The organism is Amycolatopsis sp. WAC 01375 (assembly GCF_003947325.1).
Classification (GTDB): Bacteria; Actinomycetota; Actinomycetes; order Mycobacteriales; family Pseudonocardiaceae; genus Amycolatopsis.
In genome coordinates this window covers 65,620-88,194 of the sequence record NZ_QHHW01000010.1, presented here as the reverse complement: position 1 = coordinate 88,194, position 22,575 = coordinate 65,620, and the positions used below count along the sequence as shown (strand labels likewise).

The 22,575-nt window shown below is 69.0% G+C and carries 22 protein-coding genes; 5 read left to right on the top strand and 17 right to left on the bottom strand.

Annotated elements, in window-relative coordinates:
• Positions 1-68: 68 nt before the first annotated feature.
• The gene (locus tag DL991_RS02635) at positions 69-1,679 is read right to left on the bottom strand and encodes a hypothetical protein (RefSeq protein WP_125780568.1); all 1,611 of its coding nucleotides are present in this window, start codon (positions 1,677-1,679) and stop codon (positions 69-71) included.
• 262 nt (positions 1,680-1,941) lie between these two features.
• Here DL991_RS02635 and DL991_RS02630 point away from each other — a divergent pair, with 262 nt between their 5' ends.
• Both DL991_RS02630 and DL991_RS02625 read left to right on the top strand, forming a co-directional pair.
• Positions 1,942-3,885 (top strand): DUF6541 family protein, encoded by a 1,944-nt coding sequence (locus DL991_RS02630; RefSeq protein ID WP_125780567.1) that lies wholly within the window; start codon positions 1,942-1,944, stop codon positions 3,883-3,885.
• A 48-nt stretch (positions 3,886-3,933) separates the two neighbouring features.
• On the top strand, positions 3,934-4,260 hold the full coding sequence (locus tag DL991_RS02625; protein WP_125780564.1) for a hypothetical protein: 327 nt from the start codon (positions 3,934-3,936) through the stop codon (positions 4,258-4,260).
• A gap of 95 nt (positions 4,261-4,355) precedes the next feature.
• On the opposite strand, the gene DL991_RS02620 is transcribed toward DL991_RS02625, so the two are convergent.
• The 7 genes from DL991_RS02620 to DL991_RS02590 are packed head-to-tail and all read right to left on the bottom strand — an operon-like array spanning position 4,356 to position 10,753.
• Positions 4,356-5,324, bottom strand: a complete 969-nt coding sequence (locus DL991_RS02620; protein ID WP_125780562.1) for a lysylphosphatidylglycerol synthase transmembrane domain-containing protein — start codon at positions 5,322-5,324, stop codon at positions 4,356-4,358.
• A 35-nt stretch (positions 5,325-5,359) separates the two neighbouring features.
• Complete coding sequence (locus DL991_RS02615; RefSeq protein ID WP_125780560.1) at positions 5,360-6,604, bottom strand: acyl-CoA reductase; 1,245 nt, start codon at positions 6,602-6,604, stop codon at positions 5,360-5,362.
• Entirely contained in the window at positions 6,601-7,653 is a 1,053-nt protein-coding gene (locus DL991_RS02610) for an acyl-protein synthetase (protein WP_125780558.1), read from the bottom strand. The genes DL991_RS02615 and DL991_RS02610 overlap by 4 nt, the downstream gene beginning before the upstream one ends.
• Positions 7,650-9,047, bottom strand: a complete 1,398-nt coding sequence (locus DL991_RS02605) for an AMP-binding protein (protein ID WP_125780556.1) — start codon at positions 9,045-9,047, stop codon at positions 7,650-7,652. Before DL991_RS02605 ends, DL991_RS02610 begins: the two co-directional genes overlap by 4 nt.
• A complete protein-coding gene (locus DL991_RS02600) occupies positions 9,047-9,772 on the bottom strand; it encodes an SDR family NAD(P)-dependent oxidoreductase (RefSeq protein WP_199753794.1) in 726 nt (241 codons plus the stop codon). The genes DL991_RS02605 and DL991_RS02600 overlap by 1 nt, the downstream gene beginning before the upstream one ends.
• The gene (locus DL991_RS02595; RefSeq protein WP_061980346.1) at positions 9,772-10,011 is read right to left on the bottom strand and encodes an acyl carrier protein; all 240 of its coding nucleotides are present in this window, start codon (positions 10,009-10,011) and stop codon (positions 9,772-9,774) included. The genes DL991_RS02600 and DL991_RS02595 overlap by 1 nt, the downstream gene beginning before the upstream one ends.
• A 16-nt stretch (positions 10,012-10,027) precedes the next feature.
• Positions 10,028-10,753: a UDP-N-acetylglucosamine acyltransferase gene (locus DL991_RS02590; RefSeq protein WP_125780552.1), complete on the bottom strand. Its 726-nt coding sequence runs from the start codon at positions 10,751-10,753 to the stop codon at positions 10,028-10,030.
• Positions 10,754-10,910: 157 nt separating this feature from the next.
• Between DL991_RS02590 and DL991_RS02585 the strand changes: the two genes are divergently transcribed.
• Together DL991_RS02585 and DL991_RS02580 are read left to right on the top strand one after the other, a co-directional pair.
• Positions 10,911-12,017 (top strand): DegT/DnrJ/EryC1/StrS aminotransferase family protein, encoded by a 1,107-nt coding sequence (locus DL991_RS02585; RefSeq protein ID WP_125780550.1) that lies wholly within the window; start codon positions 10,911-10,913, stop codon positions 12,015-12,017.
• The gene (locus DL991_RS02580) at positions 12,014-12,973 is read left to right on the top strand and encodes a Gfo/Idh/MocA family protein (RefSeq protein ID WP_125780548.1); all 960 of its coding nucleotides are present in this window, start codon (positions 12,014-12,016) and stop codon (positions 12,971-12,973) included. Before DL991_RS02585 ends, DL991_RS02580 begins: the two co-directional genes overlap by 4 nt.
• Positions 12,974-13,045: 72 nt before the next feature.
• On the opposite strand, the gene DL991_RS43930 is transcribed toward DL991_RS02580, so the two are convergent.
• The 9 genes from DL991_RS43930 to DL991_RS02540 form a co-directional block, all read right to left on the bottom strand.
• Positions 13,046-13,432, bottom strand: a complete 387-nt coding sequence (locus tag DL991_RS43930) for a hypothetical protein (RefSeq protein ID WP_370305389.1) — start codon at positions 13,430-13,432, stop codon at positions 13,046-13,048.
• A gap of 4 nt (positions 13,433-13,436) precedes the next feature.
• The gene (locus DL991_RS43925; protein WP_370305387.1) at positions 13,437-13,715 is read right to left on the bottom strand and encodes a hypothetical protein; all 279 of its coding nucleotides are present in this window, start codon (positions 13,713-13,715) and stop codon (positions 13,437-13,439) included.
• On the bottom strand, positions 13,712-14,221 hold the full coding sequence (locus DL991_RS02570; protein ID WP_125780546.1) for a SigE family RNA polymerase sigma factor: 510 nt from the start codon (positions 14,219-14,221) through the stop codon (positions 13,712-13,714). Before DL991_RS02570 ends, DL991_RS43925 begins: the two co-directional genes overlap by 4 nt.
• A gap of 71 nt (positions 14,222-14,292) precedes the next feature.
• On the bottom strand, positions 14,293-14,856 hold the full coding sequence (locus DL991_RS02565; protein WP_125780544.1) for a copper resistance CopC family protein: 564 nt from the start codon (positions 14,854-14,856) through the stop codon (positions 14,293-14,295).
• Between the two features lie 129 nt (positions 14,857-14,985).
• Positions 14,986-15,306: a Uma2 family endonuclease gene (locus tag DL991_RS02560; RefSeq protein WP_233598647.1), complete on the bottom strand. Its 321-nt coding sequence runs from the start codon at positions 15,304-15,306 to the stop codon at positions 14,986-14,988.
• A 90-nt stretch (positions 15,307-15,396) separates the two neighbouring features.
• Entirely contained in the window at positions 15,397-16,023 is a 627-nt protein-coding gene (locus DL991_RS02555) for a DapH/DapD/GlmU-related protein (RefSeq protein WP_076164038.1), read from the bottom strand.
• Positions 16,010-17,206: a glycosyltransferase family 4 protein gene (locus DL991_RS02550; RefSeq protein ID WP_125780542.1), complete on the bottom strand. Its 1,197-nt coding sequence runs from the start codon at positions 17,204-17,206 to the stop codon at positions 16,010-16,012. The genes DL991_RS02555 and DL991_RS02550 overlap by 14 nt, the downstream gene beginning before the upstream one ends.
• 64 nt (positions 17,207-17,270) lie before the next feature.
• On the bottom strand, positions 17,271-18,203 hold the full coding sequence (locus DL991_RS02545) for an NAD-dependent epimerase/dehydratase family protein (protein WP_125780540.1): 933 nt from the start codon (positions 18,201-18,203) through the stop codon (positions 17,271-17,273).
• 7 nt (positions 18,204-18,210) lie between these two features.
• Positions 18,211-19,341, bottom strand: a complete 1,131-nt coding sequence (locus DL991_RS02540; RefSeq protein ID WP_125780538.1) for a DegT/DnrJ/EryC1/StrS aminotransferase family protein — start codon at positions 19,339-19,341, stop codon at positions 18,211-18,213.
• A gap of 104 nt (positions 19,342-19,445) precedes the next feature.
• Here DL991_RS02540 and DL991_RS02535 point away from each other — a divergent pair, with 104 nt between their 5' ends.
• A complete protein-coding gene (locus DL991_RS02535; protein ID WP_125780536.1) occupies positions 19,446-22,568 on the top strand; it encodes a BTAD domain-containing putative transcriptional regulator in 3,123 nt (1,040 codons plus the stop codon).
• Positions 22,569-22,575: the final 7 nt, after the last annotated feature.

Below are 22,575 nucleotides of genomic sequence, written 5' to 3'. Positions count from 1 at the left end.
GAGACCGAACAGACGCGACGATGCTTCAAGCGCTGCTGGTCGGCTAGGGGAAACGCGTTCGTCGACACTCACGAAGGGCACGGTACGTGGCGGAAATCGGGTGAGCGGTCGAGGGCCGATCTGACCGACCGCTCGACGTCCGCCCGCAGGAACACGGTCAGCCACGACGAGGTTCCTTCACGCGCGAAGGTCGCGACGCGGTACCTCGCCGCGTACGCCGGGTCGATCACGCAGGACTGCTTCGCCGAGTAACCGCTGTCGGTGATGACGGCGATCGTCGGATGCCGCCGCGAGACGACGGCCTCACCCGCTTCCTCGGCCTGGCCACGGACGCCGACGATCTGCAGTTGCGTCCCGGCGTGGTACGACAGCACGCCGGGCGCGGACGTGCTCACCACCGAACCGGGCGGCAGATAGCCGTCGAGCCAGCGGCCGATCTCCTCCATCTGCGCGCCGTGGTCGTGCCAGGCACGCACGCGGGCGAGCATTTCCGGGCTGAACACCGAGACCAGCACCGCGAGCCCGGACAACGCCACCGCGGCGGCGGGCATCAGCCGCTGGACCGGCAGCCGCGGGCGGGGAGCCGGTTTCGCGGCCGCGGTCAGCACGCCGTAGACCGACACCGCCGCCACCGACAGCAGCGGCGGGATCGGCGCCAGCAGTCGCCAGGCCGGTCCGGCGTCACCGCCGAAGAACACCACGAACGCGGTGTGCGCGACGGCGGTGACGAGCATCAGCCAGGTCAGCGACCTGGCTTCGGCCTCGTGCGGAGTCCTTCCGGTGCGGCGCAGGAGCAGCGCCACCGCCGCGATCAGGCCGAGCAGCAGGAACCCTTGATGGGCCACCGAGAAGCCCGACAAGTACTGCCAGCCGTGGTCGATTCTGCCGCCGACATCGAGGTCGAAGGGGATGAGAACCGACGTCGGCAGGACGTGGTCGTAGTAGGTGACCCGCCACGCCGTCCACGGCACGACGAAGACCAGCCCGCCGAGCAGCCAGCCCGCCGGGGACCACCAGGTGTATCGGCCGCGGAAAGCGGCGATGACCAGCCAGATCCCGACCATGACCGCGAGCAGGAGCCCGGCCGGGCGCGTCATCATCGCGAACGCGACGAGCACCCCCGCGACCACCGGACGCCGGGCCGCGAGCGAGGCGAAGACGCCGAACACGAGCAGGACGAACAACGGCGTCTCGGTGCCGGATCCGCCGTACGCGGCAAGGCCGCCCGCGCCCGCGACGAGCACCGCGGCGGCCACCCCGTAGGCGGGCCGCGGCTCGCCTACGGCCCTCGCGACCACCCGGTTCACCGTCACATACGCGAGCAGGACGGCGCCGAGGGCGGAGAGGATGCTGAGCACTCTCGCGGAGGTTTCGATATCGGCCCCGAAAGCCGCCTTCGGCAACGCGATGAGGATCATCCAGAGGAAATTCGCGTAACCCTCGATCCGCTCGCCGGTGTTGAACACCGGGCCATTGCCGTCGGCGATGTGCTCGGCGTACCGGAAGGTGATGTACGCGTCTTCGGCGATGGTCGAGAACACCAGCTGATGCAGCAGCGAGAAAACGAGGGTGAGCGTCAGCGCGGCGGCACGCCAACCGCGGTCGGTGCCGATCTTCGGCCAGGCAACCATGACGAAGAGCGCGACCACGAGCCAGGCGACGACGAGCGCGATCACCACCTGATCCCACACCCTCCCGGGCCGAGCCACTCCGTGTGCGAAAGACTACGGTCAAGTATCGATCACCGCGCCGATGTGTTTCTTTCGGCGCAGTCAATTGACACGAACGGTCCAGCAAGTGTGCACAAAGTAGGCAACGTTCCGCCGTTTTGCCCGTGGGGATGTGACTCCTTCGGGTAACGGCCCTCGGTCGTTAATCTGGCTTCCCATTCCGTTCCGCACCCGCGGGTTCCGTGCGGATTCCCCACCCCCGAGGAAGCCCGTGCCCACCCACACCGCCCTGTCGGCCGACGTCCTCACAGTGTGCGTCGCGCTGCTCGTCATCGGCCTCCCCGGCCTGCTCACCGGCCTCGCGGCCGGCCTGCGCGGCTGGGTGCTCGCGGGGGTGACGCCGTTGCTGAGCTACGCGATCGGCGGTCTCGCCGGGCCGTGGGCGGCCGCGCTGGGACTCCCGTTCACCCCGGTGACGTACGCGGTGGCGACGGCCTTGTTCGCCGGAGTGGCGTACGGCCTGCGACGGCTCACGCTGCGCAAATGGCCGCCCGCGCCGGAAGAACCGCTGTGGGGGCGGGCCGGGCACTTCGCCGTCGGGGCGTGCGTGCTGCTCGCGGCCGCCGTCGGGATGTACGCGGTGGTGCGCGGGATGGGCAGGCTGGACGCCATCCCGCAGGGGTTCGACGCCGTGTACCACGCGAACGGCGTCCGGCAGATCGCCGAAACCGGGGACGGGAGCCTGTTCGGCACCGGCGAGGTCAACTGGTACGGCGACGCGGCACCGGTGTTCTACCCCAACGCGTACCACCTGCTCGCGTCCGTGGTGTACCTGCTCAGCCCGGCGAGCATCCCGCTGGCCCTCGACGTGAACACCGCGCTGCTACCGGCGTTGCTGGCGTTGTCGCTGGTCACGATGGTGCGCGTGTTCCGCGGGCGCGCGGTGTTCGCGGGCGCCGTCGCCCTCGTCTCCATCGCGCCGGTGATGGGCCTGTACGAATCGATGAGCAGGGGACCTTTGCTCCCGTTCCTGCTCGGCCTCGCGCTGACCCCGCTGGCCGCCGTCGCGGTGAAGCGGTACCTCGACCGGCCGGCGCCCGACACCGGCTTCGTGCTGCTGGTGAGCGCCGTCGGACTGCTGTGCGTGCATTCGTCGGCGTTGTTCGGCGCGATCCTGTTCGCCGGTCCGCTGCTGCTGCAACGCTGGCTCGCGCCCGGTGAACGGTGGCGGCGGATCGGCCGGGACCTGCGCGCGCTGGCGATCGTCGGGACCGGCGCGGTCGTCGTGGCGTGGCTGCAACTGTTCGGCGCGATCGGGCTCGCGAGCGGCGACGTGCCCTACCGCAGCTGGCCGGTCGAATGGCGGGCGACGACGGCGCTCGGCGCACTGCTGGGGTTCCAGCATTACGAGCCCCATCCGCAGATCTGGCTTTCGGTCACGTTGTTGCTGGGCTTCATCTTCTTCTCGCGCGCGGGCGCGCTGCGCTGGATCGGCGTGACGGCGTTGCTCACCGGGCTCGCCTACATCGCGGTGACGTCTTCGGAGCACCCTCTCGTGCTGGCGCTGTCGCGGCCGTGGTGGAACGACCCGTACCGGTTCATGTCGATGGCGGCGATCCCGCTGTCGATCATCGCGGCACACGGCCTCGCCGAGTCGCAGGCGTGGCTGCGGGACAACGTGGCACACCGGAAGGTGCCCGCGTTCGTCGTCGCGGTGGTGGTCTTCGGCGGGTTCGCCTTCCTGAGCAACGGTTTCTATGCGCCGTCCAACGCGGAAAAGGTCGCGCCCGGCTACGCGAACACGCCCGGCGTCGACCCGCACAAACTGCCGGTGAGCCCGGACGAAGTCGTCGCGATGGAGAAGCTCGCCGAGTTCGCGAAACCCGGCGAGCGCGCGGTGAACGACCGGCTGGACGGGACCGTGTGGACCTACGCGCTCTCCGGCGTCCGCACGACTTCCGGGCATTTCGACGAGACGCTGGCGCCGTCGGACGCGCGGCTGCTGGAGTGGCACTTCCGCGAGTACCCGTCGAACGCCCAGGTGCGGGCGGCGGTGGCGCGGCTGAACGTGCGGTGGGTGATCCTCGGGCAGTACGGCTACCCGACCGGCGCCCCGCGCCAGGCCGGGCTGCGCGATCTGGACGGGCTGAACTTCCTGACCGAGGTGTACCGCAACTCCGACGCCGTCGTTTACCGGGTAAACCCCCGCAATTAGTCACCTACTTGCGCGGGCTCTTGGCGTCTCTCGGTGCATGCTGTGTCCGTGACGCAGTGGATCCGCTATTTCTGGGCCGACGACGACACCGTGACTTTCCTGGAGATCGACGAAGACGGCTGGGCGCGACGGCAGGTGATCCTTCAAGGCGAGCTTCGCCTCCCGGTGTCGGCCGCGACTCTTGATGAGGTCATGCACCTCCGTGACCACGGCAAGCTCGCGGACATGACCGCCTACGAAGATCGCTACGGCGTGCTGGCCGAGGGCGACGTCCGAGACTGGGAGGACACCGACCAGATCGTCGAGATCACGCGAGCGGAATTCGACCAGGCTTGGGTACCGGCGCGGGAAACCCTCACGCGTTTCGTCCTCTGAACGCGGTAGTCGCACACGCAAGGATCGCAATTAGTCACCTACTTGCGGCCGTCACCCGGGCGACCAGCGCGAGGTGCCAGGCCGCAAGTAGGTGACTAATTGCGGTTCACGAGGCGGGCGGAGAGGGCGGCGGCGCCGGCGGTGATCAGGTCGGCGACGGTGAACATGACCCGCGAAGCGATGGCGAAAGCCGTCGCCTGGACGACGGTGAGACCCGACGCGGTGAGCACGGCGACCTGCGCGACCTCGCGGACGCCGACCCCGCTGGGCAGGATGAACGCGAACGTCCCGACGGTCATCGCGACGGCCATCGCGCCGACGCACAGCACGAAACCGCTGAAGCCGGGTGTGCCGACGGAGTTCGCCAGCAGCCACAGGTGCACGCCCTGGAGCGCCCACGCCGCCGTCGACGAGCCGAAGACCTTCCCGACGACCGACCAGCTCAGCCGGTGGTCCAGCGGCGGTCGGCGCAGGATCCGCAGCACCAGCGACGTACCCCAGGTGAGCACGCGCGGATGCAGCATCGCCAGGCCGACCGGGATCAGTACGAACAGCCACAGCGCCCGCGGGCTGTTGCTGAACACCGCGGGGGCCGCGAGCAGCGAGACGACCAGCGCCGACACCACGCCGACGCCGAGCTGGATCAGCGAGCCGGTGAAGATCCGTGCCCTGGCGAGCCCGGCCTTGCGGCCCAGTTCCATCTGCAGCAGGTACGCCCACACCGAACCCGGCACGTATTTACCGAGCGAGCCGACGAGGCAGATCTGCGCGCCGCGGGCGTAGCCGATCGGCTTTCCGAGGTCGTCGACCATGACCTGCCAGCCGTAGGTCGACACCATGATCGCGGCGATGAGCGCGAGCAGGCTCAACGTGGAGGATTCCCAGGCGACCTCGGACAGCGTGCGCCAGAATTCACCCCAATTGGTGACCAGGGTCTTCGCCGCGAATCCCACGACCAGCAGGATGGCGACCCAGCGGACGACGTCGAGGATCTTCGCCTTGGTGGATTTCGGCTGCTTTACCGCAACCGAAGACTCCTCTTCGGGCGTTTCGACTGTCGTCACTGAACCTCCTCTGCTGAAACCTCTGTCGCCGCAGGTCAGGCCTGTACGGTCACCAGGCGGCTGAACTCGGTCAGCAGATCGTAGCCGTCCCAAATCGCGGAGAACGTCAGGGCCGATCCGAAAGGAACGACACGGTCGACGCCGCGGCCGGCCAATTCCGTCACGAATTCGGTCAATTCTTCTTTGGTGAAGCCGAATTGACCGACGGTTTGATCTTTGCGGAGCACGATCGGGACGAGGTCGGAAAGCGTGTCGACCCGCGCGTTGGCGAAAGTACCCGCGCCGAGCCACTCGCGCGGCAGGATGGCGGGATCGGTCAGCTCCAGCGTCGCCAGGCCGTTGCCCTGGAAGTCGATGCCGTTGACGAGCCCGTCGACGGCCGCGCCGTACGCCGAAACCCGCTTCTGCACGGCCATGGCGGGCTCGGTGACGTGCTGTTTCGTCGCCAGCACCTCGGCGAGCAGCTTCCGGAACTCCTGCCCGGCTTCCTTGGCCCCGGTTTCGTCGCCGACCCAGAACACCGCGCGCGGCGACGAGCAGGCGGCCTGGTCGAACCAGTACGAGTCGTTGTAGAAGCCCTCGGCCGCGCCGCGACGCTCGGCTTCGGAGGCGTTCTGCCAGCCGCGCACCGACGCGACCGCGAACGAAGACCGGTCCGGGAAGGTCAGGTCGCGCGCGTGCGGGGCCAGCGGGTACTTGCGCAGGGCCGCGACCGAGGCGTCGCCGCCCCAGATGACCCGCAGATCCGCGGCGACCGACAGCGCGCTGCTGATCGCGTCGCTGCGGTCGTAGGTGACCATGCGCTGCGTCGCGGTGATCGCGGCGGCGGTGTCGGCGTCCACTTCGGACAGTGCGGCGTTCAGGGCCTCCAGCACCGTTTCCGCCGCACCGGCCGAACGCGACGACACCCGGACGACGTTGTGGTTACCGGCCAGCGCCGAAAGCGCCCACGAGTACACGAAGATCGTGTCGACGTTGGCGGGCGGAACGTGGAAGACCAACCCGCGCGGGAAGCGCAGCGCGTCGCCGGAAGTCTCCAAAGTGGACAGAGCCTTGGCGATCTCTCCCTTGCGCAGGAAGAAACCGAGCGACGCCAGCTCCGGGAACCGGCGCGCGGTCGCGGGCGCGAGCAACTTGCGCGCGAACTTCGTCAGGAACTCGACGACACGCGGATCGCCCACGCGCAGCCGTCCGCCGACGGGTTCGGCCCGCAGCTCCTCGACCAGAGAGGAGACCTCGATGGCTTCCGAAAGCGGGAATCGCTGGTTCAGTGTGCTCATGCCGCCGCCCCCTGGAAGGTGTCCGAGCAGCCGCGGGCCTCGGCCTTGGGCAGTCTGCCCATGACCGAGAAGTGCTTGCCCGGCCAGTCGCCGTCGTCGATTCCGTTGTAGACGCCGAGGTCTTCGGTGAGCAGGACATGGCCAGGGTACGAGTGCGGCAGCGTGCTGACGACCTCGATCACGCCGGGTTCGCCGACCGGCTGCTCTTCCCACGTCTCCGGGTTCCGGATCACGACGTCGGCGAAATCGGGGCAGTACAACGAGTTCCCGGACGGACCTTCGAGGAACACGGTGCCGATCTGCTCGATCATCCCGTAGTAGTTGTGGATCCGGGTGAGCCCGGTGTCCTCTTTGAACCGACGGCGGAACTCGGTGTTGTCGACCGCGCGGTCGATCAGCTTCTTCCAGCCGCCGGAGTGGATCAGGATCCCGTTGGACAGATCCAGCTTGTGCTCGCGCGCGACCTCGTAGAGGTACTGCCACACCATGAAGGTGAAGCCGAAGATCAGGAACGGCTTGTCGCCGTAGGTGGCAAGGAACGTCTTGACCGCCTCGACGTCCGGCTGGTCGTTCTCGTCGAGCACGTAGGTGTGCTTGCGGCCGAAGTTGGCCATGCCCAGCACGCCCGCGCCGCGCGCGGAGAACGAACGGCGGTTCTTGATGATGCCGATCGTGTCGACCATCAGCATCGGCAGCCGCTCGCCGCCGAGGACTTCCTGCAGGGTGGCGCCGAGCTGCTTGGTCTGCGCGCCTGCCGCGGCCTTGTCCAGGTAGATCCGGGACGCGCCCGCGCCGGTGGTGCCCGAGGACGTCAGCGTCTTGAAGATCTCGGACTCGGGGATGCTGCGCAGGTCGTGCGTCTTGAACATCCGCACCGGCAGCCACGGCAGATCCGCGATGGAGGCGAACTCCGCGTCCCGCGCGATGCCGAGCGAGGACAGGATGCGTTCGTATCCTTCCGAGTTCTCGCGGTGGTGCGCGGTCAGCTCGGCGAGCTGCGGAAGCAACGACTTCTCGCGCTCCGCCTGCGAAAGCGTGAACACACTCATACCTGGGCCTCCAGCGACCGGTAGTCGATCTTGCCGCTGGCCAGCAGCGGCACGGTGTCGATGGGGCGGACGTCGAACCCGCTGGTGTGCAGGTGCAGCCGCTCGGACAGCGCCTTCGACGCGTCCTTGCAGATGTCCTTGTCGGCGCCCTCGGCGAACAGGACGACCTTGTCCCCGGCCGGGACGGCGGCCACGACGTCGATCCCCACCGAGGCGGAACGCACGGCGTGCTCGAGATCATCCAGGCTGACCCGGTTGCCGAAGACCTTGCCGATCCGCTTGAGCCGTCCGGTGATGTAGAGGAACCCGTCCTCGTCGAGGTAGCCGAGATCGCCGGTGGCCAGCACGCCGCCGTACTCGTCACCCGCGGCCAGCCCGGCCTCGTCCTCGGCGTATCCCATCATCACGTTGGGCCCGCGGTAGACGACCTCGCCGACGATCTTCGGGTGCTTGGTCTCGGAACCGTCCTCGCGCCGGATCGCGAACGCGCCGCCGGGCAGCGCGGGCCCGGCCGAGCCGAGCTTCTCCGCGAGCCGTTCCGCCGGGACGGTGGTCATCCGCGGGGCGGCCTCGGTCTGCCCGTACATCACGAACATCCGCCCGCCGACCTCGCGGATCTTGTCGTTGAACTGGGCGACGAGGTCGTCGCGGAGCTTGCCGCCCGCCTGGGTCAGCGTGCGCAGCGTCGGGTACTTCGCCGGATCGAACTTGAGGCGCCGCAACATCTCGTAGTGGTACGGCACACCCGCGAGCGAGGTGACCTTGTGCTCGTTGACCGCGTCCCAGAACCCGCGCCCGAGCACACCCGACGGCTCGATGACCACGGTCGCGCCGCGGACGAGATGCGAGTTCAGCACGGACAGGCCGTAGCTGTAGTGCAGGGGGAGGCTGGTCGGCGCGACCTCGTCGCGGTCGATGCCGAGCACCTCGGCGATCGCGTCGGCGTTCGCGTAGACAGCATTGCGCGCGAGCCGGACCAGCTTCGGGTTGCCGGTGGAACCGCTGGTCGGGAGCAGGATCGCCAGGTGGGGATGCGGCTCGACGCCCTCGGTGGACTTCCGGACCCAGTGTCCGTCGGAAACGCCGTAACCCTCGGGTGCGGGCGCGTCCGGCGCGGACAGCACGGCCGCCGGGCGGAACCGCTCGATGAGCCCCGCCAGGACGTCGGCGTCCAGCGCCGGGTCGATCAGCGCGATCGCGCGGCCCGCCTCGAACGCGCCGAGGTAGTTCAGCACGCTTTCGAGGTCCACCGACATCCGCGCGAACAGCGCGCCCGGCGGCAGCAGCGACAACGCGGCACCCACGCGGGTGACCTCGGCGTCGAGTTCTTCACCCGCGAGCGTTTTGCCGCTGGTGACGTCGATCAGTCGTGCACCCACACCCAACAGGGTCATTACAGAACAAGTCCTCCATCGATGCCCAGCACCTGGCCGGTGATGAACGAGGCGTCATCACTGACGAGGAACCGGATCGCGTTCGCCACGTCTTCGGGCGTGCCGAGCCGCCCGAGCGGGGTCTTGCCGATGTTCTCGGCCTTGGCGTCCTCGGTGAGACCCGAGGTCAGGTCGGTGTCGATGACGCCGGGCGCCACCGCGTTGACCCGGATCCCGGACCGGCCGAGCTCCTTCGCGGCCGAACGCGCGATGTTCGCCACCGCCGCCTTCGAGGCCGCGTACACCGTCTGACCGGCGCTTCCGTGCTCGCCGACGATCGAAGCCAGCACCACGATCGATCCGGTCTTCTTGCGCATCATCGCCCTGGCGGCGGCCTGGACGGTGTGCAGCGTGCCGGCGACGTTCGTGCTCAGCGTGGTGTCGACCAGTTCCTCGCGGATCATGCCGAGGAGCGCGTCCTCCATGATCCCGGCGTTGGCGACCACGATGTCGAGCTTGCCGTGCTCCTTGGCCACGCCGCGGACCAGCGTCGACACGGCCTTGGCGTCGGTGACGTCCAGGGCGAGCCCGCTCGCGGCCCCCGCCGCGGCCGCCGCTTCCTTGGCCTTGGCCTCGTCGCGGCCGGTCAGGACGACGGTGGCGCCCGCCTCGGCGAGCGCCCGCGCGGTGGCCAGCCCGATGCCCCGGGTTCCGCCGGTGACCAGGGCGACCTTTCCGTCCAGCATCACTTGTTCTGGAGGTCGGTCACCATGTCGACGGCGACCTTGAAGCTGGACATGTCGATCACCTGGTCGGTGTCGAATTCCACGTCGAACTCGTCCTCGATGGCCGCGACCAGCGCCATGTGACCGACCGAGTCCCATGCCTCGATGTCGCGGTACTTCAGGTTTTCGACGTCGACGTCGCCATCGAGGTCCAGCGCCTCGACGAAGACCTCACGCAGCTTGCCGGCGACTTCCGCCATCTTCAGACTCCTAGTGTCACTCGCGCGGACGGGCGTCCCACGCCTTCACCAAGGTAGAGAGGTCGCCGGGCAGCCGGTCGGCCAGCCCGTCCTCAGGGAGACCGGCCTTACCCTTCAGCCACGGTCCCAGCGCCTCGATGGCCGCCTCGTCCAGGCCTCGGCGAGACAGGCCCACGGTGTTGACGCCGGTCACCCGCGCGGGGTTGCCCACGGCGATGGTGAACGCGCCCACCTCCTTGCGGACCGCGGAGCTCATCCCGACCATCGCGCCGGGGCCGACGACGACCCGCTGGTGCAGGATCGCGCCCATGCCCAGGTTCGCCCCGGACCAGATGTGGCAGTGGCCGCCGGTGATGACGTTCGAAGCGACCGTGACGGCGTCTTCGACGATGCAGTCGTGGGCGATGTGGGAGCCACGCAGGAAGTAGCCGCCGTCGCCGATGGTGGTGGTGCGCCAGGTGCCCTGGTGGACGCTCACGTACTCGCGGATCCGGTTGCGGCTGCCGATGACGACGCCGTGGCCGTCGTGATCGGGATCACCGTTCGGCGCGGATTCCCAGGCGGCGGGGTGCTCGCGGCCGCGATCCTCGCCGGGGGTCCCGATGGTCACGTGCGGGCCGATCCAGTTGCCGTCCCCGATCCGCGTGGGGCCCACGATGACCGTGAACGGTCCGATGACGTTGTCTTCACCGAGCTCGACACCCTCGCCGATGACTGCTGTCGGGTGGATGCGGTTCACCACGTGAGTTCCGTTCGTTGTGGCTGGAGGCAGCCTGGGGTATTGGGCGCTTCGGCGGTCCCGGTAACGTGTGGCCCGCGCCAGAGAGGGCGGCCGGGCGCAGAACCGGCGGCTCACTGTACCGGACGCACCAGAACGCCCAGTCGAGAGAGACTTGCAGATGATCCCCATTACCGTGGTCGACGTCCGTGACGCGGAGGACCTCGTCGTCGAGGTGCTGCGATCCGGCGCCATCGCACAGGGACCGATGGTCAAGCGCTTCGAGGACGCGTTCGCGAGCGTTTCCGGCACGAAGCACGCGATCGCCGTCAACAACGGCACCACCGCGCTGGTCGCCGCCATCCAGGCGCTCGGCCTTCAGCCGGGCGACGAGGTCGTCACCTCGCCGTTCACCTTCGTGGCGACGCTGAACGCGATCCTGGAAGCCGGCGCGACCGTCCGCTTCGCCGACATCCGGCGCGACGACTTCGCGATCGACCCGGACGCCGTCGCCGCCGCGATCACCGACCGCACCAAGGTCCTGATGCCCGTGCACCTCTACGGGCAGACCGCGGACATGGGCAAGCTCGCGCCGCTGGCCGCCGAGCACGGTCTCAAGGTCATCGAGGACTCCGCGCAGGCCGTCGGCGCGTCGTTCCAGGGCAAGCCGTCGGGCTCGTTCGGGATCGGCTGCTTCTCCTTGTACGCCACCAAGAACGTGACCACCGCCGAGGGCGGCGTGATCACCACGGACGACGACAAGCTCGCCGACGCGCTGCGGGTGCTGCGCAACCAGGGCATGCGCGCCCGCTACCAGTACGAGGTCGCCGGGCACAACTACCGGATGACCGACCTGCACGCCGCCGTCGGCATCCCGCAGCTGGAGAAGCTCGACCAGCTCACCGCCGCTCGCCAGGCCAACGCGAAGCGCCTCACCGAAGGCCTCGCCGGCACCCCGGGCCTCGACCTCCCGCAGGTCCTGCCGGGCCGCGAGCACGTGTGGCACCAGTACACCGTGCTGGTCGGCCCGCACGCCTTCCTCTCGCGCGACGAACTCGCCTCCGCCCTCACCGAGCGCGGCATCGGCAACGGGATCTACTACCCGAAGATCGTCTTCGACTACGACTGCTACCGGGACAACCCGCTGATCCCCGACGCGAAGGTCGAGGACTTCCCGGTGGCCGGTTCCGTCGCCGCGCAGGCGCTTTCCCTGCCGGTGCACCCGCATCTTTCCGAGTCCGACCTGGACACCATCATCGAAACGGTTCGCGAGGTTCTCGGCGCATGACCACGCACAAGATCGCCCTCATCGGCACCGGGAACATGGGTTCGCTGCACGCCCGTGTCCTCGCCGCGAACGAGCGCGTGGACCTCGTCCGCGTGATCGACCCGCGCGAAGAGGCGGGCCGCAAGGTCGCCGAACGCTACGAAACCCAGTGGACGCCCGAAATCGGCTCTCTGTCCGATGTGGACGCCGTCGTGCTCGCTTCGGCGACCGAGGCGCATTACGAGCTGGCGCAGGAGATCCTCGGCCAGGGCAAGCCGATGCTGGTCGAGAAGCCGGTGTGCAACAGCTTCGAGTTCTCCCAGGAGATCGTCGGGCTTTCGGCGAAGAAGGACGTCCCGCTGATGTGCGGGCTCCTGGAGCGCTACAACCCGGCCGTGATGACCGCGCGGGCGCTGGTCAACGAGCCGATCCACCTGATGGCCCGCCGCCACGGCCCGTACGCGCCGCGTATCAAGACCGGTGTCGCGTGGGACCTGCTGGTGCACGACGTCGACCTGGCGATCCAGTTCTTCGGCGGCGCGACCCCGCAGCGGGTCGCCTCCGGCGCCGGCTACTTCCACCCGAACTCGGTCGAAGGCGCCGAAGACACCATCGAGACGGTGCTGTCGTTCGAGTCCGGGCTCGCCACGGTCTCCGCGTCGCGTCTCGGCCAGCGCAAGGTCCGCTCGCTCTGGGTGTCCGAACTGGACCGCATGATCGAGATCGACCTGCTTCGCCGCGACGTCACCATCTACCGGCACGTCTCGCACGACTCGGTCACCGAGGACGGCCTCGGCTACCGGCAGCAGACGGTCATCGAGATCCCGGAACTGGTCACCGCGCGCGAACCCCTCGCCACCCAGCTGGACCGGTTCGTCGACCTGCTCGAAGGCAAGATCGACGCCGACACCGAGCGGGACCTGATCCTGCCGTCGCACGCCGTCGTCGACCAGGTGCTGACGCAGGCCGCGGCCTGATCTCTCCTCGCAATTCGGCACCTGGTTGCGATCCTTGCTCGTGCAACGATCGCAACCAGGTGCCGAATTGCGTTATTTGGTGAGGCGCTGGCCCTTCGCGTCGTAAGCGATGAGGGGGGTCAGCGCTCCCGCCGACTCCACCTGGGCGCCGTCGAACCAGAAGAGGACGATCGACGGGTCCTCGCTCCAGGGGATCGCCTTGGCCTCGACCGGTTTCCCGCGGACGGTGCTGGTGATCCGCGCCGCCGGACCGGCGAAGTAGCCGAACACGGGCACGAACGTCCCCCGGATCACGTCGCCGCCGTCCACCGCGTGGAAACCGAACGACCGATCGGATCCCTTGAACTCGTTGCTGGCCAGGAGCGCGTCGTACTCGCCCGTCTGGTTCCGGTACGCGACCTGGAGGCCGAACCTGACGTCCGGCATCTGCGGCTCGTCGATCGCGAAGGCGTAAAGCACCAGATCACGGCCGCCTTCTCCCTTGACCCCAAGCGAGATCGCCTCGCCGAAAGGCTGCTCGGACGGGGCTTCGGTGATCGTCGGGCTCGCCGGTGCCGGTATCGGTGCCGACGATGACCAGCACCGTCACCAGCGTGGCGGCGACCCCGCCCGCACCGGTCGCGAGACGGCGGCGACGCCGGATCCGCCTGCCCTTGGTCATGATCGCGCCGAGATCGGGTTCGGCGAACTCCTCGCCGGGAGGTTCCCGTAGAGCCGAGCGGAGCGTCTCGAGGTCGGTCATCGTCCCAGCCCCCCGATCAGTTCCGTTCCGTCCTCCGCGGTGATCCGCAGCTTGGTCAGGGCGCGGGAATTGGTGCTCTTCACGGTGCCGACCGAGACACCCAGTTCGCCGGCCACATCGGATTCCTTCAAGTCGAAGAAGTGCCTGAGCACCACGACGGCTCTCTCCCGGTCTGTGAGCGTACGCAACGCGTCAAGCAACCATTTCCGCTGGACAACGGCACCGGCGACATCCAGACCACTCGGCTGCTCGGGGATGTCCTCCGTGGCGTTCTCGCGGATCGGGCGCCGCCAGCCGTCGATGATGTGATTGACGAGGACCTGCCGCGCGTACGCGTAGGCGTCCTTGCGGCGCACGCGCGACCAGGCCGCGTACGTCTTCGCGAGCGCCGTCTGGGCGGCGTCCTCGGCCTGATGGCGGTCGCTGGTGAGCAGAAAGGCCGCATGCTGAAGACGGGTCGCCGAGTTCCGCACGAACTCGACGAACTCGTCATCGCCGCGAGCCACCCTGGTCCTCATCTCCGTTCGACGGTTGACCACCTGAAAGGTTGCCTCGACCGCTCCCGTTCCGTGAAGGCTCAGTCCTTCCGACTAGTGAACCGGAGCGCCACGACGAGACCGGCGACGACCACAGCGACCGCGAGGACGATCCACACCCAGGACGGCACCAGGTCTTCGGGAGCGGTCTCGTCGGCCTGCGGCGCGGGGGTGGCACTGCTCGCGGAGGCTTGGGCTTGGCTGCTCGGCTGGCTCTGGCTGCTCGGGGCGGCTACCGGGGCGCTGAGGTTGAACTTCACCGAGCCGCTCGCGGCGTGCGAGTCGTCGAAGGTCACCTTGTAGCGGAGGGTGTACTCGCCCGCGGGCCCGACGGCCTGGACCGGCGCCGTGACAACGGTGCCGGCGACCTCCGCGCGGCCGACCGTCCACGACGCGTTCTCCGGTCCGGTGATCTGGATCGGGTTGTCGGCGAGGGTGACCGGACCCGAGAAGGTCAGCTTGACCTGCGTCGGCGGCGTCGCCAGCGAAGCGCCCCTCGCCGGATCACTGCTCTTCAACTCCGAATGGGCCATCGCCGGGGCCGCGGCGCCCAGCAGGGCCAACCCGGCGACCAGCAACGACGCGCCGAACCGCTTGAACCTCATCTGACACCCTTCTCACCCCGGGGAACTCCCCGTCGAGCCTAGTAGTCGGCTCTGGAAGACGCCCCCAATGTGGCATTGGGGACGTTGAGCGACCCCAATGCCACATTGGGGGCACGGGTCGCCAACCAGTCAGGGGCGCTGCGCGTGGCGAGTGGTCAGCGCGTCGAGATCGAAGGTGAGCGGGGTGCCGTCGAAATCGAGGCTCGCTTTGCCGGTGTGCTCGCCGAAGTTCTCGTACTCGCCGTCGATCGGGCGGTAGGTGGTCATGCTCGCCGGGTCTTCGAGGTCGACGATCCAGTAGTGCTCGATGCCGACTTCGGCGTATTCGGAGAACTTGGTGACCCCCAGGTCACTCAGCTTCCCGGCGTCGGCGAGCAGGCCTTGTGGTGCAAGATTCCCAACGACGGGCCGGACCTCGACATTCTGGTGACCGTGGGGAAGCGTAGCCACGGCGAAACACGGGTCGCGACGCTGTACCTGTACGAGACCAGAACCGACGTCTACTCGTCGGTGGCGAAGCTGATGGCCGACCGGCTCTAGCTACTCCGTGAAATCGCCCGCCGGGGCACCCCAAGAGCCAGGGGTGTCCCCCCGTTCCTCGGCCAGCGCGCGCCGCCGCGCGTTCTCGCCGCGCACACGCTCCACTTCGGACTGGATGTACTCGTCGTCGTACTTCTGGAACACGCGGGCGGGGTTACCCGCCACCAGGGTGCGCGGCGGGACGTCCTTGGCGACCACGGAATTCGGCTGCACGGTGGCGAAATCGCCGATCGTGACGCCTGCCATGATCACGACGAGGCCGCCGATGAAGCAGCCTTTGCCGATTTTCACGGGTTTGCGTTCGATGAGGTCGCTGCCGGAGTGGTTCTGCAACGTCATGTTCGCGAGCCAGCTGGAATGCGTGAAGATCAGCGTGTTCAGGCCGATGCTGGTGTGTTCGCCGATCTCCAGCCCGCCGCTCGCGTCGAGGGCGGCGCCTTCGCCGATCCAGCAGTGTTCGCCGATCTTCAGGTTCTCCGGGCTGATGATCTTGACCCGTTCGCGGACCCTCGTCGACTCCGGCAGACCGTAGAAACGAGCGCGCTCGGCGTCGTTCATGTACTGCGAGACGAGTTCGGTCAGGATCTGCGGGCGCAGCCGGTTGCTGCGCTCGTCATCGAAGAACATCGGCCTCGGTCACCAGTTTCTCGAAGGTACGCAGGTGTTCTTCGGCGACGACGTCGAGGCCGAAGTTGGCCCGCACCATCGCGCTTTCCCGCTGTGCCACCAAAGCCCGCTTCTGGGGGTCGTCGAGCAGTTCGATGACGGTTTCCGCCACCGCCTCGCTGTCGTCCGGCCGCACCAGCAGGATGTTCTCGCCGTTGCGCAGTTCGATGCCGGGGTAGTTGTCCTCGGTGACCGACGCGATGGTCGCGGTGCCCGAGAGCATCGCCTCCAGCGACGCGGTGCCGCAGCCGCCGTTGAGGTCGTGCGTCACGATGTCTGCGGCGGCGAAGTACGCGGGGACATCGGCCTTCGGCACGGCGCCGGTGACGATGATGGCGTCCGCGACGCCGAGTTCTTCCGCGCGCTTCAGGAAAACGTCGTGATAGACGCGCCCGACGACGACCACCTTCACGCCGGGGTGCTTGTCCAAAATGGACGGAAGTGCCTCGACGAGCGGGAGCCGGTTGCGCAGCGGGATCACGTGCCCGAGCGAGACGATCAGCGGGCCGTCACCCAGGTCGTGCTCGGCGCGCACATCGAGAGTCAAGGGCTTCTCGAAGTTCCCGGTGTCGACGGCGATCGGGAAGTAGTCCGAGTTCGCGTCGCTGGTGCCGTAGCGCTCGACGCAGTAGTCGACCCCGAGCTTGTCGAGGATGACGTAACGCGGCTTGAGGTAGCGCAGGATCGGGTTCACCAGCACGGTGTCCAGGAACCGGAACACGCCGCCGTACAGCTTGTTGTCGCTGATCAGCAGGGTGTGGATGGTCAGCAGCATCGGCAGCTTGTGCCGCCGCGCGTATCGGCCTGCCAGCCACGACAGGTCGAAGAACTGCCCGTGCAGGTGGATCGCGTCCGGCTTGAACTCGTCCAGCAGCTTCCGCAGCCGCCGCCAGTTCCCCGGCCGCAGCGAGGCGAAGCTCATGTCGAAGTCGATCGACAGGCCCAGCTGCGGCATCTTCACCGCGGGCAGGCGGACGACGCGGTAGCCGTCCTTCGTCTCGTCGGCCGGGGCGTCGGCGTAGGCCGCGGTGATCGCGAGCACCTCGTGCCCGCGCGCCGCGTACTGCTCGGCCAGGGACGCCGCCATGTGCGCGCTTCCGCCCACCCTCGGCGGGAAGAAGTTGTTCACCACGGCGATACGCATGGGGCGGCTCTCCCCTGGCGCCATCACCATGCCGTCTCCGCGGAGAAGAGTGCGTCGACGGGGGTCATCCCTCCGAGGCCTTCACCAGTTCGTACATGCCCTCTTCCACGGAGATCTTCGGCTCCCAGCCGAGGACCTCGCGGGCACGGGTGATGTCGGCGGCACGGCGCGAAACCAGCACGTCGCGCTCGTTGAAGAGCGGCTCGACGTTGACGCCGACGGCGTCGATGAGGATCTTCGCCAGCGTCGCGATCGAGGTGTCGATCCCGGTGCCGATGTTGATCGGCACGTTCGCCTGCTCCGACTCGAGCGCCGCGACGACGGCGCGGGCGAGGTCCGTGACGTGCACGAAGTCCATCGACTGGTCGCCGCGGCCGTCGATGATCGGCGGCTGGCCGGCGCGCAGGCGCTGGATGAAGTGGTTGATCACCGACGTGTAGTAGGCCTCGATCTTCTGGCCGGGGCCGTACACGTTGAAGAACCGCAGCGCGTTCCAGGACAGGCCCTTGGTGCGCTCGTAGAAGCCGAGCATGTCCTCGCCCGCGCGCTTCGAGATGCAGTACGGCGTGAGCGGCTTGAGCTCGTCGTCCTCGTGCATCGGCAGCCGCTTCGGGTCGCCGTAGACGGACGCGGTCGAGGCGAACACGACCCGCTCGACACCCTCGTCCGCCGCGGCGGCGAAGACGTTGTGGTTGCCGACCATGTTGATGTCGATGGACTCGTGCGGGTCCGCGACCGACTTGTTGATCGACACGGTGGCGAAGTGGATCACGTGGGTGCAGCCGCGCATGGCCTCGCGCACGGCGCCGCCGTAGCGCACGTCCTTCTCGACCAGCTCGACCTTGCCGGTGGCGACGAACTCGTTGATCCGGGCGCGGTCGCCGCGGGTCATGTTGTCGAAGACGCGGACGGTGTAGCCGCCGTCGATCAGCATCGGGATGACGTGCGCGGCGATGAAACCGCCGCCCCCGGTGAAGAGGACCTTCTTGTCGGGCATTTCTCTCCTAGCTCGGCAGTGCGGCGCTGACGGTCCCGATGACCCGGTCGACCTGGGCATCGGTGAGGTTGGCGTGCATCGGGATGGCGAGATGACGGCCGAAGAGGTCCGCCGATACCGGCAAGGTCTGCGTCTTGCCGTAGATGGGCTGGAGGTGCGAGGCGTAGGTGCCGAAGTTGCACTGGACGCCCTGCTCGCGGATCCGCAGCGCGAGCGCGTCGCGGTCGATCTCCGGAGCCACCGTGAGGATGTAGGCCTGCCACGGGTGCTCGCGATCCGGCAATTCCACCGGCACGTCGAGACCGGGCAGGTTCTCGAACGCCTCGTGGTAGCGCTTCGCCACCGAACGGCGGGCCGAGAGCAGGTCCGGGAGGCGGTCCAGCTGGACGTTCATGATCGCGGCCTGCACGTCCGAGAGCCGGAAGTTGTAGCCCAGCTCGTGGAACTCCGGGATCGGCAGGGCACCGGAACCCTCGCGGGTGATGGCGGGCTCGATGCCGTAGGTGTGCAGCTTGCGCGCGTGTGCGATGAGGTCTTCGCGGTCCGAGACCAGCGCGCCACCCTCGCCCGCCGTGATGCCCTTGCGGCCGTGGAAGGAAAACGCGGCCAGGTCGGCGAGGCTGCCCGCCGGACGGGTCTTGTACGTCGCGCCCGCGGCGCAGGCGGCGTCTTCGAAGAGCCACAGGCCGTGCTTGTCGGCGATCGCGCGGTATTCGTCGAAGTCTCCGGGCTGACCGGCGACGTCGACGGCGAGGATGCCGACCGTGCGCGGGGTGATCAGCGCTTCGATCGACGCCGGGTCGGCGCTCCACACGTCGGGGCGGATGTCCGCGAACACCGGCGTCGCGCCCGCCTGGAGCACGGCGTGGCCGGTGGCGGGGAAGGTGTAGTCGCCGACGATGACCTCGTCGCCCGGCTTCACGCCGAGCACACGCAGCCCGAGGAAAAGTGCCGAGCCACAGTTGCTGGTGGTCAGGGCGTGCGCGGTGCCGACGGTCTTCGCGAAGCGTTCTTCGAAGCGGCGGCAAGCGGGGCCGGCACCGGCCAGCCAGCCGGACCGGAAGACCTCCGCCACGGCGGCGAGTTCTTCGTCGCCGACGGTCGGCTGACCGAGGACCACGGGTTCGTGCTCAGACATACCTCTCCCATTGCGTGGGGACCCGGCGAAGTGTATAGACGCCGATCGGCGTAGTTCGGGCGGGCTGGATCCGCCCAGGTCAACGACGCCCTAGTCTCTAACCCATGCGATTCGGCGTTCTGGGGGCGACGGAGGTGCGCCGCGAGGACGGCACCGCCGTGCCGGTCGGCGGGCCCAGGGTCCGGACGTTGTTCGCGTTGCTCGCGCTGGAGGCGGGCCGGGTGGTCCCGGCGGAGCGGCTCATCGACGGTCTGTACGGCGAGCAGCCACCCGAAGGTGTGGCGAACGCGCTGCAATCGCAGGTCTCGCGGTTGCGCGGCGCGCTGAAGGAGCTCGCGCCCGTCGAGTTCAGTCCGGCGGGTTACCGGCTGGCCGTGAACCCCGACGACGTCGATGTGCACCGGTTCGAGCGCCTTGCCGCCGAGGGGCGCCGCACTCTCGCGGCGGGAGACGCCACGAAGGCGGCCGAACTGCTTCACGACGCTCTCCGTCTCTGGCGCGGCCCGGCGTTCGCGGACATCACCGACGCACCGTTCCGCGATCCGCAGGTCACCAGGCTGAACGAGCTGAAGACGTCGGCGATCGAGGACCGCGTCGAAGCCGAGCTCAAGCTGGGAAGGCACGAAGACGTCCTCCCCGATCTTCGCGAAGTCGTTGACGCTCAACCGCTGCGGGAACGGCCGCGTGCGCTGCTGATCCGCGCGCTGCACGCCGCGGGACGCCACGCCGACGCGCTCACCGCGTTCGAGGACGCCCGCCGTGTCCTCGCCGACGAACTCGGCGCCGATCCCGGGCCGGATCTCGCCGCCGCGCATCTGGCCGTGCTGCGCGGGGAGACGCCGCCGGTCAAGACGGCACCCATCGAGACCACGCCGCTCCCCGCCCAGCTGACCAGCTTCATCGGCCGCGAAGGCGACCTCCGGCACGTGCTCGGCCAGCTGGACCGCTCGCGGCTGGTGACGCTGACCGGCCCCGGCGGGGCGGGCAAGACCCGGCTGGCCATCGAGACCGCGGCCGCGATGGACCTACCGACGGTCTTCGTGGAACTCGCGCCGTACACCGAAGACGCCGACGTCGCGCACGCCGTGCTGACCGCGCTCGGCCTGCGAACGGTCCCGCTCGGGACGGTCGCCGCCCCGGTGGAGAACGCGCCGCTGGAGCGGCTGATCGACGCGCTGACCGATCGGGCGGTCCTGCTGGTGCTCGACAACTGCGAGCATCTGATCGAGGCCGCCGCGAAACTGGCCGCCCGGCTGCTCGGCGCGGCCCCCGCGCTGCGGGTGCTCGCCACCAGCCGTGAACCGCTGGGCATCACCGGCGAGGTCGTCTCCCCCGTGCCGCGGCTCGCCGTGCCGCCGCCGGGTACGCCACCCGCCCGATCGCTGGAGTTCGCCGCCGTCCGGCTGTTCGCCGACCGCGCCCGGGCGGGCGATCCGGGCTTCGCCGTCGACGACTCCACCGCGGGTGACGTCCAGCGGGTCTGCGCCGCGCTCGACGGGCTGCCGCTGGCCATCGAACTCGCCGCCGCGCGCGTGCGGACCCTGACCGTCGGCGAGATCGCCTCCCGGCTGGACGACCGGTTCGGGTTGCTCTCGCGGGGCAGCCGGGTCGCCGAGAGCCGCCATCGCACCCTGCGCGCCGTCGTCGAATGGAGCTGGGATCTCCTGGAAGAGGACGAACGCCTGCTGGGCAGGCGGCTGACCGTCTTCGCGGGCGGCACGACCCTCGCCGACGCCGAAGCGGTCTGTGCCGTGCCGGACATCGCGGAGCTGCTTCCGTCCCTTGTGGACAGATCGCTGGTGGAGCGCACCGGTGACCGCTATCGGATGCTCGAAACGATCCGGGCCTTCTTCGCCGGGAAACTCGCCGAAGCGGGCGAAACCGAGCAGCTGCGGCGCGCGCACGCAGAGCACTTCCTTGCCCTCGCCGAGCAGGCGGATCCGCTCGTGCGGACGGGTGACCAACTGGTCTGGCTCGACCGTCTCGACGCCGCTTACGACGATCTCCTGGCCGCGTTGCGCTGGTCCGCCGAATCCGACGTGCGGATCGCGCTCCGACTTTCGTCTTCGCTGGTGACGTACTGGTGGATGCGCGGCCGCCGGTTCGAAGGTTCGACGCTGAGCCTGGAAGTGGTCAAGCGGCTCGGACAGCGACCGCCGGACGGCCTCGAAGAGGAGTACCAGCTCTGCGTGCTCACCGCCGCCGCCGGACTGCGGGGCCACGAAGCACTCGACAGGCACCTGCCGCTGGTGGACGGTCTCATGCTGTCCCTGGCCAAGGCACCACGAAACCCGGCGCTCCTGCTGTTGTTGGGCGTCGTGAGCGGGCCGCCCGGTGACGACGACGCGCTGATCAAACGCAGCCAGGCGTTGCTGGCGCACAGCGATGCCTGGAGTCTCGCGCTCGCGCCGACGGGCTACGGCCTCCGCGCGATGCTGCAGGGCGACCTCGAAACGGCGGAACAGTTCTTGCGCGAAGGGGCGGAGGAGTTCCGCCGGATCGGGGAACGCTGGGGCCTCTCGATGGCCCTCGACCACCTGTCACAGATCCTGATCTGGACGAACCGGCAGGCCGAGGCCCTCGAAACGATGAACGAGGCTCTGCGGCTGATCCGGGAACTCGGCGCGTCCGACGACAACGCCGACCTGCTGTGCCGTCGCGGCGGCAGCAAGCTGCTGCACGGCGACGCGGCGGGCGCGCGGGCGGATTTCGAGCTCGCCGTCGAGATCGCGCGCCGCGCCGGGATGCCGGAAAGCCGGGCGGCCGGGTACATCGGGCTGGCGTTCCTCGCCCGGCACGAGGGCGATCTGGCAGCGGCCAGGGCGTTGAGCGAACGCGCGCTCGCGGAGTGTTCCGGTGGTTCGTTCGCCGCGGAAGGCGTCCGTGCCGGCGCGAGGATCTCGCTCGGCTGGGTCCTGGCCGCGGAGGGCGACGCCGACGGGGCCGAGGAACTGCACCGGCTGGCGCTGGTGTCGGCGGACGGCTGGCACGACAGCACCACGGTGGCCCTCGCCGTCGAAGGCCTCGCCGGGGTCGCGCTGCTGCGGGGCGACGCCGAGCGGGCGGCGGTCCTGATCGGCGCCGCGGTGACCATCCGGGGCACCCCGTTCGCGGTCGATCTGGACGCCGCCCTGCTCCGGACGACCGTGCGGGAGCGGCTCGGCGACGACTTCGACCGGGCCTACCGCCGGGGGCTGGGCCTGCGCGGCGCCGCTCAGCTGGCCTAGGCACGGG